The 17,968-nt window shown below is 62.1% G+C and carries 14 protein-coding genes; 1 reads left to right on the top strand and 13 read right to left on the bottom strand.

The features are described 5' to 3' along the window. The first annotated feature begins 79 nt into the window (after window positions 1–79). Window positions 80–2,197 (top strand): ATP-dependent DNA helicase RecG, encoded by a 2,118-nt coding sequence (gene recG / locus HJB82_RS04940; protein WP_221115964.1) that lies wholly within the window; start codon window positions 80–82, stop codon window positions 2,195–2,197. Between the two features lie 80 nt (window positions 2,198–2,277). Here the strand turns inward: recG and HJB82_RS04935 are convergent, their stop codons facing one another. The 13 genes from HJB82_RS04935 to HJB82_RS04875 form a co-directional block, all read right to left on the bottom strand. After that, window positions 2,278–2,985, bottom strand: a complete 708-nt coding sequence (locus HJB82_RS04935; protein ID WP_207584216.1) for a DUF502 domain-containing protein — start codon at window positions 2,983–2,985, stop codon at window positions 2,278–2,280. A gap of 134 nt (window positions 2,986–3,119) precedes the next feature. Next, window positions 3,120–4,946 (bottom strand): glutamine--fructose-6-phosphate transaminase (isomerizing), encoded by a 1,827-nt coding sequence (gene glmS / locus HJB82_RS04930; RefSeq protein ID WP_221115963.1) that lies wholly within the window; start codon window positions 4,944–4,946, stop codon window positions 3,120–3,122. A gap of 109 nt (window positions 4,947–5,055) precedes the next feature. Then, complete coding sequence (gene glmU / locus HJB82_RS04925) at window positions 5,056–6,417, bottom strand: bifunctional UDP-N-acetylglucosamine diphosphorylase/glucosamine-1-phosphate N-acetyltransferase GlmU (protein WP_207584214.1); 1,362 nt, start codon at window positions 6,415–6,417, stop codon at window positions 5,056–5,058. Between the two features lie 165 nt (window positions 6,418–6,582). After that, the gene (locus HJB82_RS04920) at window positions 6,583–7,368 is read right to left on the bottom strand and encodes a FadR/GntR family transcriptional regulator (protein WP_221115962.1); all 786 of its coding nucleotides are present in this window, start codon (window positions 7,366–7,368) and stop codon (window positions 6,583–6,585) included. Window positions 7,369–7,383: 15 nt separating this feature from the next. Beyond that, window positions 7,384–8,352 (bottom strand): galactofuranose ABC transporter, permease protein YjfF, encoded by a 969-nt coding sequence (gene yjfF / locus HJB82_RS04915; protein WP_207584212.1) that lies wholly within the window; start codon window positions 8,350–8,352, stop codon window positions 7,384–7,386. After that, on the bottom strand, window positions 8,349–9,362 hold the full coding sequence (locus HJB82_RS04910) for an ABC transporter permease (protein WP_207584211.1): 1,014 nt from the start codon (window positions 9,360–9,362) through the stop codon (window positions 8,349–8,351). Before HJB82_RS04910 ends, yjfF begins: the two co-directional genes overlap by 4 nt. Further along, on the bottom strand, window positions 9,359–10,882 hold the full coding sequence (ytfR, locus tag HJB82_RS04905; protein ID WP_207584210.1) for a galactofuranose ABC transporter, ATP-binding protein YtfR: 1,524 nt from the start codon (window positions 10,880–10,882) through the stop codon (window positions 9,359–9,361). The genes HJB82_RS04910 and ytfR overlap by 4 nt, the downstream gene beginning before the upstream one ends. 221 nt (window positions 10,883–11,103) lie before the next feature. Then, window positions 11,104–12,066 (bottom strand): galactofuranose ABC transporter, galactofuranose-binding protein YtfQ, encoded by a 963-nt coding sequence (gene ytfQ / locus HJB82_RS04900; RefSeq protein WP_207584209.1) that lies wholly within the window; start codon window positions 12,064–12,066, stop codon window positions 11,104–11,106. A 143-nt stretch (window positions 12,067–12,209) separates the two neighbouring features. Continuing rightward, complete coding sequence (locus HJB82_RS04895) at window positions 12,210–13,286, bottom strand: BMP family ABC transporter substrate-binding protein (RefSeq protein ID WP_221115961.1); 1,077 nt, start codon at window positions 13,284–13,286, stop codon at window positions 12,210–12,212. A 53-nt stretch (window positions 13,287–13,339) separates the two neighbouring features. Continuing rightward, the gene (locus HJB82_RS04890) at window positions 13,340–14,260 is read right to left on the bottom strand and encodes an ABC transporter permease (RefSeq protein WP_221139643.1); all 921 of its coding nucleotides are present in this window, start codon (window positions 14,258–14,260) and stop codon (window positions 13,340–13,342) included. After that, window positions 14,257–15,342, bottom strand: coding sequence for an ABC transporter permease (locus HJB82_RS04885; RefSeq protein ID WP_221139642.1), 1,086 nt, complete (start codon window positions 15,340–15,342; stop codon window positions 14,257–14,259). Before HJB82_RS04885 ends, HJB82_RS04890 begins: the two co-directional genes overlap by 4 nt. A 33-nt stretch (window positions 15,343–15,375) precedes the next feature. After that, on the bottom strand, window positions 15,376–16,944 hold the full coding sequence (locus HJB82_RS04880; RefSeq protein WP_221132602.1) for an ABC transporter ATP-binding protein: 1,569 nt from the start codon (window positions 16,942–16,944) through the stop codon (window positions 15,376–15,378). A 39-nt stretch (window positions 16,945–16,983) separates the two neighbouring features. Next, window positions 16,984–17,964 (bottom strand): quinone oxidoreductase, encoded by a 981-nt coding sequence (locus HJB82_RS04875; protein ID WP_221132601.1) that lies wholly within the window; start codon window positions 17,962–17,964, stop codon window positions 16,984–16,986. Between the last annotated feature and the right edge of the window lie 4 nt (window positions 17,965–17,968).

Below are 17,968 nucleotides of genomic sequence, written 5' to 3'. Positions count from 1 at the left end.
TGTTGATGCGCCTCTATAGACCCTGGAAAGCGGCTTGTCAGCCTTGCCAAGGCCGCATTGTTCATCGCATTTTGGCCGCATGCGCCCCGCCATTCTCGATCCTCTGTTTTCCCCAATTTCGGGCCTTCCGGGCGTCGGCCCGAAGATCGCCGACCTGCTGGTCAAGCTGCTCGGCCGCGAGACGCCGGAGGATTGCCGGGTCATCGATCTGATCTTCCACGCGCCGTTTTCGCTGATCGATCGGCGCAACCAGCCGGGCATCGCCCGCGCGCCGCAGGGCGCGATCGTGACGATCACGGCGCGTGTCGACCGGCACCAGGTGCCGCCGCGCGGCAAAAGCAATATTCCCTATCGCGTCTTCCTGCATGACGAGACCGGCGAGCTGACGCTGGTCTTCTTCCGCGGCCAGGCCGCCTGGCTGGAAAAACAACTGCCGATCGATGCGGAAGTGACGGTCAGCGGCAAGGTCGATTGGTTCAACGGCCGCGCCTCGATGGTGCATCCCGACTATATCGTCAGGGCCGATGAGGCGGAAAACCTGCCACTGGTCGAGCCGATCTATCCGCTGACGGCGGGGCTTTCGCCGAAGACGCTGCGCAAGATCATCGACGCCGCCCTGCCGCGTTTTCCCGAGTTGCCGGAATGGGTCGACCTCGCCTTGACGCAGAGAGAGGGCCTGCCGTCGATCCGCGACAGCTTTCATATGCTGCACGAGCCGCACGATCCTGCCGATATCGACCCGCAGGCTCCTGCCCGGCGGCGGCTTGCCTATGACGAATTCCTCGCCGGCCAGCTGTCGCTGAGCCTGGTGCGACAGAGGCTGCGCAAGGTGGCGGGCCAGCCGGTGCATGCGACGGGAGACATCAGCGGTGAGATTCTGAAGTCCCTGCCCTTCTCGCTCACATCAAGCCAGAACGAGGCGATCGCCGGTGTTTTGAAGGACATGGCCAGAGCCGAGCGCATGCTGCGGCTGCTGCAAGGCGATGTCGGCTCTGGCAAGACGCTGGTGGCGCTGATGGCAATGGCGGCGGTGATCGAAAGCGGCGGCCAGGCCGTGCTGATGGCGCCGACCGAAATCCTGGCGCGGCAGCACCATGCGACGATCTCGAAATTCGCCGCCTCCGCCGGACTTGGCATCGAGATCCTGACCGGCCGCACCAAGGGGCGGGAGCGGGAGGAAATCCTCGAGCGCATCGCCTCGGGCGCAGCACAGATCATCATTGGGACGCATGCGCTGTTCCAGGACAGCGTCGCCTACGCCAAGCTGATGCTGGCCGTGGTCGATGAGCAGCACCGTTTCGGCGTGCATCAGCGCCTGAGGCTGACCGCCAAGGGCATCTCGCCGCACATGCTGGTGATGACGGCGACGCCGATCCCGCGCACGCTGGTGCTTGCCGCCTTCGGTGATATGGACGTTTCCAAACTCACCGAGAAACCGGCCGGCCGCAAACCGATCCAGACGATCACCGTGCCAATGGAGCGGACCGGCGAAATCGTCGGGCGGCTGCAGGGCGCGATCGCCGAGGGCAAGAAGGCCTACTGGATCTGCCCGCTGGTCGAGGAATCCGAAGAGCTCGACCTGATGTCGGCCGAGGAGCGGCACGCGACACTGGTCGCCGCGCTCGGTTCCAATGTCGGCCCGGGTATCGGACTCATCCATGGCCGGATGAACGGCCCGGAGAAGGACGCGGCGATGCTGGCGTTCAAGAACGGCGAAACGCGGCTGCTCGTCGCCACCACCGTCGTCGAGGTCGGTGTCGATGTGCCGGATGCGACGATCATGGTGATCGAACATGCCGAACGCTTCGGCTTGGCGCAATTGCATCAGCTGCGCGGCCGCGTCGGGCGTGGTGACCAGGCCTCGACCTGCATCCTGCTCTACAAGGGACCGCTCGGCGAGACCGGCCATGCGAGGCTGTCGATCATGCGGGAGACGGAGGACGGTTTTCGCATCGCCGAAGAGGACCTGAAGCTGCGCGGCGAAGGCGAATTGCTCGGCACCCGCCAGTCCGGCACGCCGGGCTTCCGCATCGCCAGCCTCGAGGCGCATGCCGACCTCTTGGAAATCGCCCGCAAGGATGCGGCCTATCTCATTGAGCGCGATCCGGAGCTGACCAGTGACAGAGGAACGGCGATCCGCACCCTGCTCTATCTCTTCCGCCGCGACGAGGCGATCCGGTTTCTGAGAGCGGGATAAAGCGCGCCGCGACGCGCTTTAAATCTTTGTTACATGCATGTCGTTATCCCAAAACCGCTGACACTTTTGGGCGACATGCTTCAATCCGCCTTTGAAACCGCCACCGGCTTCGGCCGCGGCAAATGTTTCTGCTTCGGCTCGGGCGGCTTGTGTCCGGGGGCAACGAGACCGCCGGAAATCAGGAATTTGGCGGCGTCTTCCGGGCTCATGTCGAGCAGGACGATCTTTTCGCGCGGCACGAAGACGAGGAAACCTGCCGTCGGCACCGGGGTCGGCGGCAGGAAGACGGCCACCATATCCTGGCCCATGGCGTTGAACTTCGACGCGATCTCGCCCTTGGCGTCGGTGGCGATGAAGACCAGCGCCCAGAGGCCGGGGCCTGGATATTCGATGAGGCCGACCTTCTTGAAGGAATTCGCCTGTTCCTTCAGCACCGTTTCGAAAATCTGTTTCACGCTTCTATAGATCGTGCGGACCAGCGGCATGCGCTGGACGATCGATTCGCCGAAACGGACGATGCTCTGGCCGATCAGGTTCTTGCCGAGAAAACCGACGACGGTGATCAACACGATGGCGGTCAACAGGCCGAAACCGGGAATGGCGAAATTGAGATAGCTTTCCGGATTCCAGCGCGCCGGAATATAGGGCCTGACCCAGCTGTCAGACCAGTGGATGAAGGTCCAGGTCAGCCAGATGGTAATGGCGATCGGCGCGCAGATGATCAGGCCTGCGAGAAAATTGTTCCTCAACCGGGTCGCCACCGGCATTCTGGGGGTGTTGTCGGTCATCTCTACTGATGAACTCCATCTCAGTCCTGGACAGGCCGGAACGCCGGCCCTTCCCCCTTGTCCGCAGACCAAAATTGCCAGAATTCGAGGCGTCGCACAATATGTTTCGGCGCGAAGATCGGGTTGTCGCGGGCTTATTCCACGGTTACGGATTTCGCCAGATTACGCGGCTGGTCGACATCGGTGCCCATGAAGACGGCGGTGTGATAGGCGAGCAGCTGGATCGGCAGCGAGAAGATCATCGGCGCGATGATTTCGTCGACCACAGGCAGGGTGATTGTCGCCATGGTCGGCAGTTTCGAGGCCGCCGCACCGGCTTCGTCGGTGATGAAGATGATGCGGCCGCCGCGGGCTGCGACCTCCTGCATGTTCGAGACGGTCTTTTCGAAGAAGCGGTCGTAGGGGGCGATGACGATGACGGGCATGTTCTCGTCAATCAGCGCGATCGGTCCGTGCTTCAATTCGCCGGCGGCATACCCCTCGGCGTGGATATAGGAGATTTCCTTGAGCTTCAGCGCACCTTCCATAGCAAGCGGGAAGCTGGTGCCGCGGCCGAGATAGAGCACGTCCTTGCACTTCGACAGCTCCCGCGCCAGGCTTTCCATCTGCGGCTGGATGAGGTTCAGCACGCGACTCATGATGCGCGGCATTTCGGCGAGATGGCGCACCAGCGTCTTCTCCTCATCGGCACTCACGGTGCCGCGCGCCTTGCCGGCGCCGATCGCCAGCGATGCCAGCACGGCAAGCTGGCAGGTGAAGGCCTTGGTCGAGGCGACGCCGATTTCGGGGCCGGCCATGATCGGGAAGACGGCATCGGATTCGCGGGCGATCGTCGATTCGCGGACATTGACGACGGCGCCGATCTTCAGGCCGTTGTCGCGGCAATAGCGCAGCGATGCCAGCGTATCGGCGGTTTCGCCGGACTGCGAGATGAAGAGAGCGGCCTGCGATGGCGACAGCGGCATTTCGCGGTAGCGGAATTCGGAGGCGACGTCGATCTCGACCGGCAGACGGGCATAACGCTCGAACCAGTATTTGCCGACGAGGCCGGCGAGATAGGCGGTGCCGCAGGCCGAGATCGCCAGGCCGGTCGCCGCCTTGAAGTCGATCGCGGCGGCGTTGGCGCCGATGGTGTTCTCGGCGAAATCAACGTAATGGCTGAGCGCGTGGGAGATCACCTCCGGCTGCTCGTAGATTTCCTTTTCCATGAAATGGCGATGGTTGCCCTTGTCGACGACATAGGCGGTCGCCTGCGAGATCTGCCGGGCGCGCTTGACCGGCTTGCCGGCAAAATCGATGACGGCGACACCGTCGCGCGTGAGGACGGCACAATCGCCGTCGACGAGATAGGTGATCTCGTTGGTGAAGGGCGACAGTGCGATCGCATCCGACCCGAGGAACATCTCGCCGCGGCCATAACCGACGGCAAGCGGCGGCCCCGAACGGGCGGCCATGATCGTGCCGGGATCGGCCTTGAGCATGACGGCAAGCGCATAGGCGCCGGTCAGCCGGTTCAGCATCTGCAACATTGCGGCGCGCGGCTCCAGGCCTTCGCGCAGGTATTTCGCCATCAGCTGAGCGACGACCTCGGTATCGGTCTGGGTTTCGAAGACCGAACCCTCCGCCGTCAACTCGTCGCGCAACTCGGAGAAGTTCTCGATGATGCCGTTGTGGACGACGGCGACACCTTCGACGAAATGCGGATGGGCATTGGTCTCGTTCGGAACGCCGTGGGTCGCCCAGCGCGTATGGGCGATACCGACCACACCGGGCAGCGGTACGGCGTCCAGGCGCTTTTCCAGATTGAACAGCTTGCCTTCGGCGCGGCGGCGATCCATCACGCCCTCATGGATGGTGGCGACGCCGGCGGAATCATAACCGCGATATTCGAGACGCTTCAGCGCATCGACCAGGCGCCCGGCAACAGGCGCAGTTCCGACGATCCCGACAATGCCGCACATAAAACATCCCCATAAGGCTTCGATAACGAGGCCAGTCCTAACGATTTCCGCTTATTTCTCAATCACCTCGGCGGTCACTTTCAATTTCCGCCGGTTACGCAAAGCAGGCTCAAGCCTTCGCCTTCTTCGCCGCCTTGATGGCGAGCGCGCGCTCGCGCAGCAGCGTTGCGCGGCCGGGCTTGATCTCCTGGCGGGCACGGCCGAGTGCCAGCGCATCGGCCGGCACATTGACGGTGATGACGCTGCCGGAGGCGATATAGGCGCCGTCGCCGATCGTCACCGGCGCGACCAGCGAGGAGTTGGAGCCGATGAAGGCGTTTTCGCCGATCACCGTCTCGCTCTTGTTGACGCCGTCATAATTGCAGGTGATCGTGCCGGCGCCGATATTGCTGCCGGCGCCGATGACGGCATCGCCGATATAAGTCAGGTGATTGACCTTGGCGCCCTCGCCGATCCGACCATTCTTGACCTCGCAGAAATTGCCGACCTTGGCGCCGATGCCGAGATCGGCGCCCGGCCGCAGCCGCGCGAAGGGGCCGACGGTCGCGCCCTGGCTGACATGAGCGCCTTCGATATGCGAGAAGGCATGGATGACGGCGCCACTGTCGATCACCGCGCCGGGACCGAAGACCACATTCGGCTCGATCAGCGCATCCTGGCCGATGACGGTGTCGTAGGAGAGGAAGACCGTTTCCGGCGCGATCATGGTGACGCCTGAAAGCATCATTTGGTGGCGCCGGCGCTCCTGCCAGAAGCGCTCGATGACAGCGAGTTCGGCCCGGGTGTTGCAGCCGGTCATCTCGATTTCAGGGGCATCGACAGCGGTGACGCGTCCGCCGAGCGAACGGGCGATCTCGACGAGATCGGTCAGATAGAATTCGCCCTTGGCGTTGGCGTTGCCGATGCGCGAGAGAAGATCGAGCGCCTTGCGGCCGTTGATCGCCATCAGCCCGCTGTTGCACCAGGTGACGGTACGCTCGGCATCGGTCGCGTCCTTCTCCTCGCGGATGGCGATGAGTTCGCCGTCCTTGACGAGCAGACGGCCGTAGCCGGTCGGGCGGTCGGTGTGGAAGCCGATGACGACGATATCGCTGCCGTCGGCAAGGCCTTGGCGGGCGGCCTTGAGGGGGCCGTCGGTCTGCAGCGGCACGTCGCCATAGGTGACGAGGATATCGTCGTAACCCTTGGCAATCGCTTCGCGCGCCGCCAATACCGCGTGGCCGGTGCCAAGCCGTTCCTTCTGCAGGCAGGATTCGATGCCGACACCGCCAATGCTTGCGGCCTTTGCCACGTCCTCGGCATCGCGGCCGACGACGAGGGCGACGGACGAGATGCCGGCGGAGGCGACTGCCTCGACCACATGCGCAATCATCGGCCGGCCGGCGACCGGATGCAGCACCTTCGATTTCGAGGATTTCATCCGCGTGCTGTCACCGGCGGCAAGGATGACGGCAAGACAAGTGCGTTCCATGATGTGCTCCGCGAATCCGTGCCATGAGGCGGCTTTGATGCCTCATACTGCATAATTTCTGAAATCGGAATCGATTTTCGGAAAGCAGGCTTCGTGGATTGAAGGTCTTGCACGTCCCTTGCGCGCCCGAAAAAGACGCGCGGCGCTCTCAGATAAGCAAAGTCTCTACAGGTGTGAAATTTCGGCAGAAATCGGCACTATGACGGTCTCCGAACCGCGGGCAGCGAAGGCCTCGTGCACATGATGGCGGCCATCCAGGATGACGAGTTCCATGGCGCGGCGCGCAGCCAGGCCGTCGCCGGAAACGATCGCGTCGACGATGCGCATATGGGTGTCGGCGATATTGGCAAAACCGTTTTCGGATGGCGGCGTGCTCATGCGGAACATGCCGACGAGGGCCGCTTCGATGAGGCTGCCCAAGGTGCGCATGAAAGGATTGTGCGAGGCCTCGGCGAGTGCCAGGTGAAAGTTAAGGTCGGCAAGTGCCAGGCTGTCGGCAGTGTGGCCGCTCGCCGCCATCTCGAGCGCCAGTCCGCGCAGCGTCTCGATATCCTCTGCATTCGCCCGTTCGGCGACAAGACCGGCGGCGAAGGGTTCAAAGGCGAGACGAATATCGTAGAGCTGTAGCAGGAACTCTTCCGTCACACCATTGTCGAAGTGCCAGGCGATGATTTCGCTGTCGAACATGTTCCAGAGGTTCTTCTCGGTCACACGCGTGCCGACCCGCGCCTTGGCGACGACCATGCCCTTGGCGGCAAGCGTCTTCATCGTCTCACGCAAGACGGTACGGGACACCTTGAAGCGTTGCGCCAGTTCGGTGTCGCCAGGCAGGATCGAGCCGACAGGATAGGTGCCGGCGACGATACCCTTGCCGAGTTCGTCGACCACCTGCGCGTGGCTCGTCCGGGCTCTGCGCCCCGTCTTGCGGGTCTCGTCCAATTTGTTGCGCAAGCGATCCCTCTCCCCTCAGGCGTACCTCTTGTTCAGACTGGAAACGAACAGGATGGCTTTCTGCATCAGGATGAATGCAAAAAGCAAAAGGCCAATCAGGATCTTGGTCCACCAGCTCGACAGCGTGCCGTCGAAGGTGATGTAGGTCTGAATGAGCCCCTGGATCAGGATACCGATCAAGGTTCCCGCCACGAATCCCGCTCCTCCGGTCAGCAGCGTCCCCCCGATGACGACGGCCGCAATGGCATCGAGTTCGACGCCGACTGCTGCAAGAGAATATCCGGCAGAGGTGTACAGCGAAAAAACGATCCCGGAAAGGCCTGCCAGAAAGCCGGACAGCGCATAAATCTGGATTGTTGTGCGGCCGACCGGCACACCCATCAACCGCGCCGTCTGCGGGCCGCCGCCGAGTGCATAGACATTGGTGCCGAAACGGGTGCGCTGGGCGATGAAAATGCCGACGGCAAAGACCAGAAGCATGATGCCGCCGATCAGCGTCAGCCGGCCGCCTCCAGGCAGACGATAATAGAGGCTGGTCAGCGTCGAATAATATTCATGATCGATCGGAATGCTGTCGATCGAGAGCACGAAGGCCATGCCGCGCGCCAGGAACATGCCGGCGAGCGTGACGATGAAGGCCGGCATTTCGAGATAGTGGATGATTGCGCCCATGACCGCGCCGAAGGCGGTCGTGATGACGAGCACAAGCGCGAAGGCGAGCAGCGGATGGATCGAGGTCTTCTGCAGGATCACCGCAAGGAAGACGCCGGTGAAGGCGATGACCGACCCGATCGACAGATCGATGCCGCCCGAGATGATGACGAAGGTCATGCCGACGGCGGCGATGCCGAGAAAGGCGTTGTCGGTCAGGAGATTGCCGATGACGCGCGTCGACAGCATGTTCGGATATTGCAGCGTGCAACCGGCATAAGCGAGCACGAAAATGACGATGGTCGCAAGCAGCGGCAGGTATTTGGAGTTCATTTCGGCTGCTCCCTGCCGCTCTGCCGGCGGCTGGCGAAGATGGCGAGCGATTGCACCGCCGGCGACTGGATGACGAGGATGACGATAATGATGACGGCCTTGATGATCAGGTTGAATTCAGGCGGGAATCCGGAGGACAGAATGCCGGTATTCACCGCCTGGATGATCATCGCGCCGATCAGCGATCCGAGAATGCTGAAGCGGCCGCCGAGCAGCGAATTGCCGCCGACGACGACGGCGAGGATGGCGTCGAGTTCGAGCCAGAGGCCGGCATTGTTGGCGTCGGCGCCCTTGATGTCGGCGGCGACGATGATGCCTGCAATCGATGCGCAGAGCCCGCTCAGCATGTAGACCGCCATCAGCAGTACCGGCGTTTGGATGCCGGAGAGCGTGCTGGCGCGGCGATTGATGCCGACGGCCTCGATCAGCATGCCGAGCGCCGTGCGGCGGACGAGCAGGATGACGAGCAGGCCGACGAGCAGCCAGATGACAACAGGCATCGGCAGCAGGGCCATGGAACCGCTGCCGAAGAAGGTCAGGCCGTCATCGTTGAAGGTCAGGATAGCGCCTTCGGTGATGAGCTGGGCGATGCCACGGCCGGCGACCATCAGCACCAGCGTGGCGATGATCGGCTGGATATTGAGGACTGCCACGAGGAAACCGTTCCAGACGCCGCAGGCAATGCCGATCGCAAGCGTCAGGATGACGGTGTAGGCAACTGAATTTCCAGCGACAATCGACGAGGCGGCGACGGCGCCGCAGATGGCGACGACGGCTCCGACCGATAGATCAATGCCCTTGGTGGCAATCACCAGCGTCATGCCGATCGCCAACAGCGCCACCGGCGCGCCGCGGTTCAGGACGTCGATCAGGCTGCCATAGAGGCGGCCATTTTGAACCACAACATTAAAAAACTGCGGTGACGTTATGAAATTCAATAGAAGAATGACAACGAGCGCGATTAATTGCGGCGCCAGGCGATATGCCAGCGTCTTCAGCGAGGACTTCATGCATGCTCCGTCTTGTGCTCGGCGGCGGCGATGGCATCGACGATACCGGCGGCGGTGATGCGCTCGCCTGTCAGTTCGGCGATATGCTGCCTGTCGCGAAGTACGATGACACGTGAACTATAGGCGACAAGTTCTTCAAGTTCCGAGGAAATCACGATCAGCGACATGCCCTCGGCGCAGAGCTGTTCGATGAGCTTGATGATCTCGGCATGAGCGCCGACATCGATGCCGCGGGTCGGCTCGTCGAGGATCAGAAACTTGGGATTGGTCGCCAGCCAGCGGGCGAGGATCGCCTTCTGCTGATTGCCGCCGGAGAGCAGCCGAATCGGTTTTTCGCGATCGGTGGTGCGAATGTCGAGCGCCTTGATATAGCGATCGGCAAGCGCATTCTGCTCGGCGCGCGACAGCGGCCGCGTCCAGCCGCGGCGGGCCTGCAGCGCCAAGGCAATGTTCTCCCGGATCGACAGGTCGCCGACGATGCCGTCGGTCTTGCGGTCCTCGGGGCAGAAGCCAAAACCTTTTTCGATTGCGGCGCGCGGGCTCGAAAGCGCCACCGGCTGACCGTCGATCGTGGCGCTGCCGCTATCGGCATGTTCGATGCCGAAGAGCAGTTCGGCGGTTTCGGTGCGGCCGGAACCTAGCAACCCGGCAATGCCGACCACCTCACCGGCGCGCACGTCGAGATCGAAGGGCTTGACCTTGCCGCGTTTGCCGTAGCCTGCAAAACGATATCGGACTTCGCCGGCCGCAACGCTGCGTTCCCTGACCGTCTCCTCGACATGAGCCAGTTCGCGGCCGAGCATCATGGCAATCAGGCCCTGGCGCGGCAGATCGGCGGCGTCGCGGGTGCCGACGAGCTTGCCGTTGCGCAGCACGGTGATGCGGTCGCTGATCGCATAGACCTGCTCGAGAAAATGGGTGATGAAGACGATGCCCAGACCGCGCTTCTTCAGGTCCTCGATGATGCGGAAGAGCAGCGCCACTTCTTGGTTGTCGAGGCTTGCCGTCGGCTCGTCCAATATCAGCACCTTACCGGAAAGATCGACGGCGCGGGCGATGGCAACCACTTGCTGGACAGCGACGGAAAAACGGCCAAGCTCGGCGGTGACGTCGATATCGACGCCGTAGCCGGTCAGCAGGTCGCGCGCCTTGCGGTTCATCGCGCGCACGTCGGTCATGCCGAAACGCCTTGGCTGGCGTCCGAGAAACAGGTTTTCGGCGACGCTCAGATTGGTAAGGAGGTTGACCTCCTGGTAGACGGTGCCGATGCCAAGCTTCTGGGCGGCGAGTGTATTGGCCGGATTGATTTCGTGGCCATCGAGCGTCAGACTGCCCTCGTCACGATGATAGGCGCCGGTGATGCACTTGATCAGCGTCGATTTTCCGGCGCCATTCTCACCAAGCAGCGCGTGCACCTCGCCCTTGCGCAACGTGAAATCGACCTTGTCCAACGCCACTGCGCCGGGAAAAAATTTCGATATTCCGGAAGCCGCGAGAACGTTCTCGAAATCGTCAGTCATAAGGGTCTGTTTTCCTGATATTGACCGCAAAAGCCGCGCCGCGGCCGGACATGAGGTCCCAAGGCGGCAAGGCAGTTCCGCACCGGTCCATGACGGGCCGGTGCGGTTCTACAGCGTCACGCGACTTTTCAGGCACGTGACGCTGCAGCGCTTTGAATGCTGCATAATTCTACCCTCAAATCGATCCCGATTCAGGGATTATGCAGCGGTGTCAAATCAGATCAGTAGCCCTGACCCTTCTTCTGTTCGTAGACCTTCATCGGCTCGTCGGCAGGGGTGTAGAGCTTGGACTCGGTCTGGATCCACTTCGCCGGAGCCTTCTTGTCCTTCAGGTAGGCATCGAGGGCATCGAAGGCCGGGCCTGCCATGTTCGGCGTCAGCTCGACCGTGGCATTGCTTTCACCTTCGGACATCGCCTTGAAGATATCGGGAACGGCGTCGATGGAGACGACGAGGATATCCTTGCCTGGCTTCAGGCCGGCTTCCTTGATCGCCTGGATGGCGCCGACGGCCATGTCGTCATTATGGGCGTAGAGTGCGCAGATGTCCTTGCCGCCATTCTCGGCCTTCAGGAAGCTTTCCATGACTTCCTTGCCCTTGGTGCGGGTGAAGTCACCGGTCTGGCTGCGAACGATCTTGAGGTTGTCGTGACCGGCGAGAGCCTCTTCGAAGCCCTTCTTGCGGGCGATGGCCGGCGACGAACCGGTCGTGCCCTGCAGCTCGACGACGTTGCACTTCTTGTCGCCGACAGTCTTGACCAGGAAGTCGCCGGCGACCTTGCCTTCATGGACCAGGTCGGAGGTCACAGCCGTCAGGTAGAGATCGTCCGGAGCCTTGATGGTGCGGTCGAGAAGGATGACCGGAATCTTGGCTTCCTTGGCTTCCTTGAGAACGTCGTCCCAGCCGGTTTCAACGACCGGCGCAATGAGAATGGCATCGACGCCCTGAGCAATGAAGGAGCGCAAAGCCTTGATCTGGTTTTCCTGCTTCTGCTGTGCATCGGCGAACTTCAGATCGATGCCGCGCTTCTTGGCCTGCTCCTTGGTAACGGTCGTTTCAGCCGCACGCCAGCCCGATTCCGAGCCGATCTGCGAGAAGCCGACGGTCAGTCCGCCGGCCGAAGCCGAACCGAACATGCAGGCAGCAAGAATCGTGGCACTCAAAAGTGCAGTCTTCAATTTCATGATTTCCTCCCAAGCCGCATCTCGCGGCGCAGGGTCAAAAAATCATATAGTATTACTTTTGTAAATCGGAATCTTGGCATGCACTGCAGCAAAAAAAGAGCGCCCACAAAGGGCGCTCTTCGCAACTGCGAATTGAAGGCGACTTATTGCGCCGGCAGCTTGTCGTCGACGCCTTCGACATAGAAGTTCATGCCGAGCAGCGTGCCATCATCGGCCTTTTCGCCGGCCTTCAGCCAGGGTGTGCCGTCCTGCTTGTTGATCGGGCCGGTGAAGGGATGCAGTTCACCTGACTTGATCTTGGCTTCGGTTTCCTCTGCCATCTTCTTCACGTCGTCGGGCATGTTGGTGTAGGGCGCCATCTTCAAGATGCCGTCCTTGAGACCGTCCCAGCTCTGCTCGGACTTCCAGGTGCCGTCCAGAAGCGCGTGGATGCGCTTGGAGTAGTAGGTGCCCCAGGTGTCGACAATCGCCGTCATCTGCGCCTTGGGACCGGCTGCGATCATATCGGACGCCTGACCGAAGGCGTGGATGCCGCGTTCTTCGGCAACCTGCATCGGCGCCGTCGTATCGGTGTGCTGGGTCAAGACGTCGACGCCCTGGTCGACCATCGCCTTGGCGGCGTCGGCTTCCTTGCCCGGGTCGAACCAGGTGTTGACCCAGATGACCTTCAGCTTGAAGCTCGGATCGACCGACTTGGCGCCTTGCTCAAACGAATTGATGCCCATCACCACTTCGGGAATCGGGAAGGAGGCGATGTAGGCGGCGCCGTGGTTCTTCGAGGTCTTCGCGGCAATCTGGCCGAGGATGTAGCGGCCTTCATAGAAACGCGAATTGTAGGTGGCGAGGTTGGGGCCGGACTTGTAGCCGGTGCCGTGCTCGAACTTGACCTTCGGGAATTTGGCGGCGACCTTGACGGTCGCATCCATGAAGCCGAAGGACGTCGTGAAGATCAGCTTGCAGCCGGAACGGGCAAGGCGCTCGATGGCGCGCTCGGCATCCGGGCCTTCCGGTACGTTTTCGAGGTAAGGCGTGTCGATCTTGTCGCCGAACTCGGCCTGGACCTGCTGGCGGCCGAGATCGTGGGCTTGCGAATAGCCGCCATCGGTGTGCGAACCGACATAGACGAAGCAGACCTTGGTCTTATCAGCAGCCTCTGCGGCGGACGAGATGCCGATCACGGCGGCGGCCGAGGCGGCGAGTGTGAATGCGAACTTCTTCATGGTGACCCCTGTTGGTTTGAAGTTATTGCGGAACCCGTCTTTGTGTTCTTGCCTTATCGCTCCGGCACGAAGGCTTTTCCGAGCGAGGCGGGCGTATTGATCAACGTCGTGCGCCGATTATGGGAAATGATGATGAGAACCACAATAGTCGCGGCATAGGGCAGCATCGAGAGGAACTGCGAGGGAATGCCGAGACCGAATGCCTGCGCGTGCAGCTGCAGGATGGTGACCGCGCCGAAGAGATAGCCGCCGGCAAAAACCCGCCACGGCCGCCAGGAGGCGAACACCACCAGCGCCAGCGTGATCCAGCCGCGGCCGGCCGACATGTTCTCCGCCCATTGCGGGGTGTAGACAAGCGACAGTTGGGCGCCGGCAAGACCGGCGCAGGCGCCGCCGAACATCACCGCCAGATATCGCGTGCGGATAACCTGAATGCCGAGCGCATGGGCCGAACCGTGACTGTCGCCGATCGCTCTCAGCTTCAGCCCGGCGCGGCTGCGGAACAGGAACCAGCTGACACCGACGACAAGCGCAATCGACAGGTAGAAGATCAGATCCTGCCTGAAGAGAACGTGGCCAATGACTGGAAGATCCGACAGGCCCGGGATAACGATCTCTCCCAGCCGGATGCCGGGCACGCTGACATAGGCCTCGCCAAGCATGCCGGAGACGCCGAGGCCGAGAAGGGTGAGCGCCAATCCCGTCGCCACCTGGTTTGCCACCAGGGTCAGCGTCAGGAAGGCGAAGAGAAGCGAGAAAAGCGCGCCTGCCGCAATGCCGCAGACGATGCCGACATAGGGCGAGCCCGACATTTGCGCGCCGGCAAAAGCGGCAACCGCGCCCATGATCATCATGCCTTCGACGCCGAGATTGAGCACGCCGGAACGCTCGGTGACGAGTTCGCCGAGGGCGGCGATGACGAGCGGCGTCGAGGCGGTGATGACCGTCAGCAGAATGGCTTCGAAGATGCTCATGCCGCCTCGCCCCTTAGCCGCGACCAGACAATGCGGATTTTGTAATAGATCAGCGTATCGCAGGAGAGCACGAAGAAGAGCAACAGCCCTTGGAAGACGCGGGTGACCTTGTCGGAAACGCCGAGCGACAGCTGTGCCGCCTCGCCGCCGAGATAGGTCAGCGCCAGCACCAGGCCGGAGGCGATGATACCAAGCGGATTGAGGCGGCCGAGGAAGGCGACGATGATGGCGGTGAAGCCGTAGCCCGGCGAAATCGCCGGCTGCAGGTGGCCGATCGAGCCAGAGACCTCGGCTATCCCGGCAAGGCCAGCAAGAGCGCCCGAAAACAGAAAGCTGAACCAGATCATCTTCTTCGACGAGAAGCCGGCAAAGCGCCCTGCCCGCTCCGATTGGCCGAGCACGACGATCTCGAAGCCTTTCAGCGTATAACGCAGCATGAACCAGACGCCGATGGCCGCGACCATGGCGAAGATAAAGGCCCAATGCGCCCGGCCCGATTCTTCCCAGATCGCCGGCAGCACCGCCTCAGGGGCGAAATCGCGCGAGACCGGGAAGTTGAAGCCCTTCGGATCGCGCCAGGCGCCGCGAATGAGCCAATCGAGGAAGAGCTGGGCGATATAAACCAGCATCAGCGATGTCAGGATCTCATTGGTGTTGAAATGCGCCTTCAGCAGCGCCGGAATGGCGGCGAAAAGCGCACCGCCGAGCGCACCGAGGATGAGCATCAGCGGCAGCACCAGCGGCGAATGCCAGTCGTAAAAGACGATCGGCAGATAGGAGCCGGTGATGGCGCCGATGGTGAACTGGCCTTCGGCGCCGATATTCCAGTTGTTCGAGCGATAGCAGACGGCCAGGCCGACGGCGATCAGGATGAGGGGTGCTGCCTTGATCGCCAGTTCGTGCAGCGACCAGACCTCGAGCAGCGGCTCGACGAAGAAGGCGTTCAGCGCCTCCACAGGGTCCTTGCCGAGCATTGCGAACATGATGGCGCCGAAGATCAGAGTTAGCACAAGGGCCAGCAGCGGCGAGACGAAAGCGTAGAGCTTCGAGATGTCGGGGCGTTTTTCGAGTTCAATGCGCATGGGCTGCCTCTTCAATGCGCATGGGGCGCCTCTTCAATGCGCATGGCGCGCCTCCGGGGCATTGCCGCTCTGGTGCAGGCCACCCATCAGCAGGCCGATCTTTTCGCGCGTCAGCTCGCCGGCCGCAGCCGGGCTGGAAAGGCGGCCTTCGCAGATGACGGCGATATCGGTCGCCACTTCGAAGATCTCGTCGAGATCCTGGCTGATGACGACAACCGCCGAACCGCTTCTGGCCAGATCGACCAATGCCTGGCGGATGCGGCTAGCAGCACCCGCATCGACGCCCCAGGTCGGCTGGTTGACGACGAGCACCGCCGGCTGGCGGTCGAGCTCGCGGCCGACGATGAACTTTTGCAGATTTCCGCCGGACAAGGAGCCGGCGGCCGGATCATCGCCGCTCTTGCGGACATCCATGGCCTCGGAAATCCGCCGCGCGGCAGATTTCACCGCTCCATGGCGGATGATGCCGAGCAGGCCGAGAAACGCCTTGCGGTCCGACTGGCTGCGGGCGAGCACCAGATTGTCCGACAGTTTCATGGCGGAAACGGCGGCATGGCCGTGACGCTCCTCCGGCACGAAGCCGGCGCCGAGCAGGCGGCGAGCGGTGATGCCCTGGGTGCCGACCGGCTTTTTACGGATGATGATCGCTTGTGCCGAAGCGACTGGATATTCGCCGGACAGTGCGTCGAAGAGTTCACTCTGGCCGTTGCCGGCGACACCGGCAATGGCGAGGATTTCGCCAGCGCGGACCGTCATCGAGACGTCACGCAGCGGCATGGCGAAAGGCGTGCGGGCGGCGACGGAAAGGTTGGCAACGGCAAGCTGCACCTCGCCCTTGTCGCTGCGCTCCGGATGGGTGACAGTCGCCACCTCGCTGCCAACCATCATGCGGGCGAGCGAGGCGGGCGTTTCCTGCTTCGGATCGCAGGCACCGGTGACGCGGCCATGGCGCAGCACGGTGGCGCGGTCGCAGATACGCTGCACCTCTTCCAGGCGGTGGCTGATATAGAGAACCGAACGGCCCTCGGCGCGCAGCTTGAACAGCGTCTCGAACAGCCTGTCGGCCTCCTGCGGCGTCAGCACCGAGGTCGGCTCATCGAGAATGATCAGCTTCGGGTTCTGCAGCAGCGCACGGACGATCTCGATGCGCTGGCGCTCGCCGACCGAGAGATCGGCTACATGGGCATGCGGGTCGAGCGGCAGGCCGTAAGCTTGCGACAGTGCCCTCGCCTCCTCGGCGATCCTGTCGATCGGTATGGCGTCATCGAGCGAGAGCGCGATGTTTTCAGCAACCGTCAGCGCCTCGAACAGCGAAAAATGCTGGAAGACCATGCCGATGCCGAGCTTGCGGGCCTCACCCGGCGAGGTGATCGAGACCTGCTTGCCCTGCCAGAGGATATGCCCGTCCGTCGGCTCCAGCACGCCGAACAGCATCTTTACCAGGGTGGATTTGCCGGCGCCATTTTCGCCGAGAAGCGCATGAATTTCGCCCGGCGCGATATCGAGATCGATTTCATTGCAGGCTGCAAAGCCACCGAAGAACTTCGTCAGCTTCTGGACGGATAATAACGCACCGGACTCCGGCACATTCAATGGCGACACGTTCCCCTCATTTCTTCTGCCAACCGGTCCGTTCGGATCTCATGGAATCAGCAGCGTCGTTCCTGTTGTTTTTCTTGTTTCCAGATCCGCGTGAGCCTGCCCAACCTCACGTAACGGATAGGTTTGATTGATATTGATACGCACTTTGTTGCTTTGCACAACATCAAATAGCGCCTTTGCACTGTCGATCAATTCCTGGCGCGCGGCGATGTAGGTGAAGAGCGTCGGCCGCGTCGCAAACAGCGACCCCTTCTGCGCCAGCATCGCCAGGGTGAAATTCTCGATCGGCCCGGAGGATTGGCCGAAGGAGGCAAAAAGGCCGCGCGGCTTCAGGCAATCGAGCGACTGTGGAAAAGTATCCCGGCCGATCGAATCATAGACGACATCGACGCCTTTGCCGGCGGTGATCTCGCGGACGCGGACGGCGAAGTCCTCGCTCTTGTAGTTGATCACATGATCATAGCCATGGGTGAGCGCCAGCTGGACCTTGTCTTCGGAGCCCGCCGTGCCGATGACGGTGGCGCCGAGCGCCTTTGCCCATTGGCCGGCTATCAGCCCGACACCGCCTGCTGCGGCATGAAACAACAGCACTGTCTCAGGGCCGACCTTGAAGGTGCGGTTCAGCAGATATTCGGCAGTCATGCCCTTCAACATCATCGCCGCCGCCGTTTCGAGCTCGATGCCGTCAGGCACATGCACCAGATGGCGGGTCTCGATATTGCGCTCGGCGCTATAGGCGCCGTCGGCGCTGGCATAGGCGACACGGTCACCGAGCTTGAAATCGGTAACGCCGGGGCCGACCGATGTCACGGTGCCGGCGCCCTCCTTGCCGGTGACGAAAGGTAGATGCGGCACCTTGTAGGAGCCGTTGCGGAAATAGACGTCGATGAAATTGAGGCCGACGGCGGCCTGCCGGATCTGCACCTCACCAGCCGCGGGCGGCGCAAGATCGAGCTCGACATAATCGAAAACCTCCGGCCCGCCCGTCCTCGAGAATGAAACCGCCTGCGTTTTGGTCATCTGG

It is taken from the genome of Rhizobium sp. NZLR10 (assembly GCF_019685125.1).
Classification (GTDB): Bacteria; Pseudomonadota; Alphaproteobacteria; order Rhizobiales; family Rhizobiaceae; genus Rhizobium.
The sequence above is the reverse complement of the archived record's forward strand: the minus strand, read 5'-3'. Positions and strand labels throughout refer to the sequence as shown.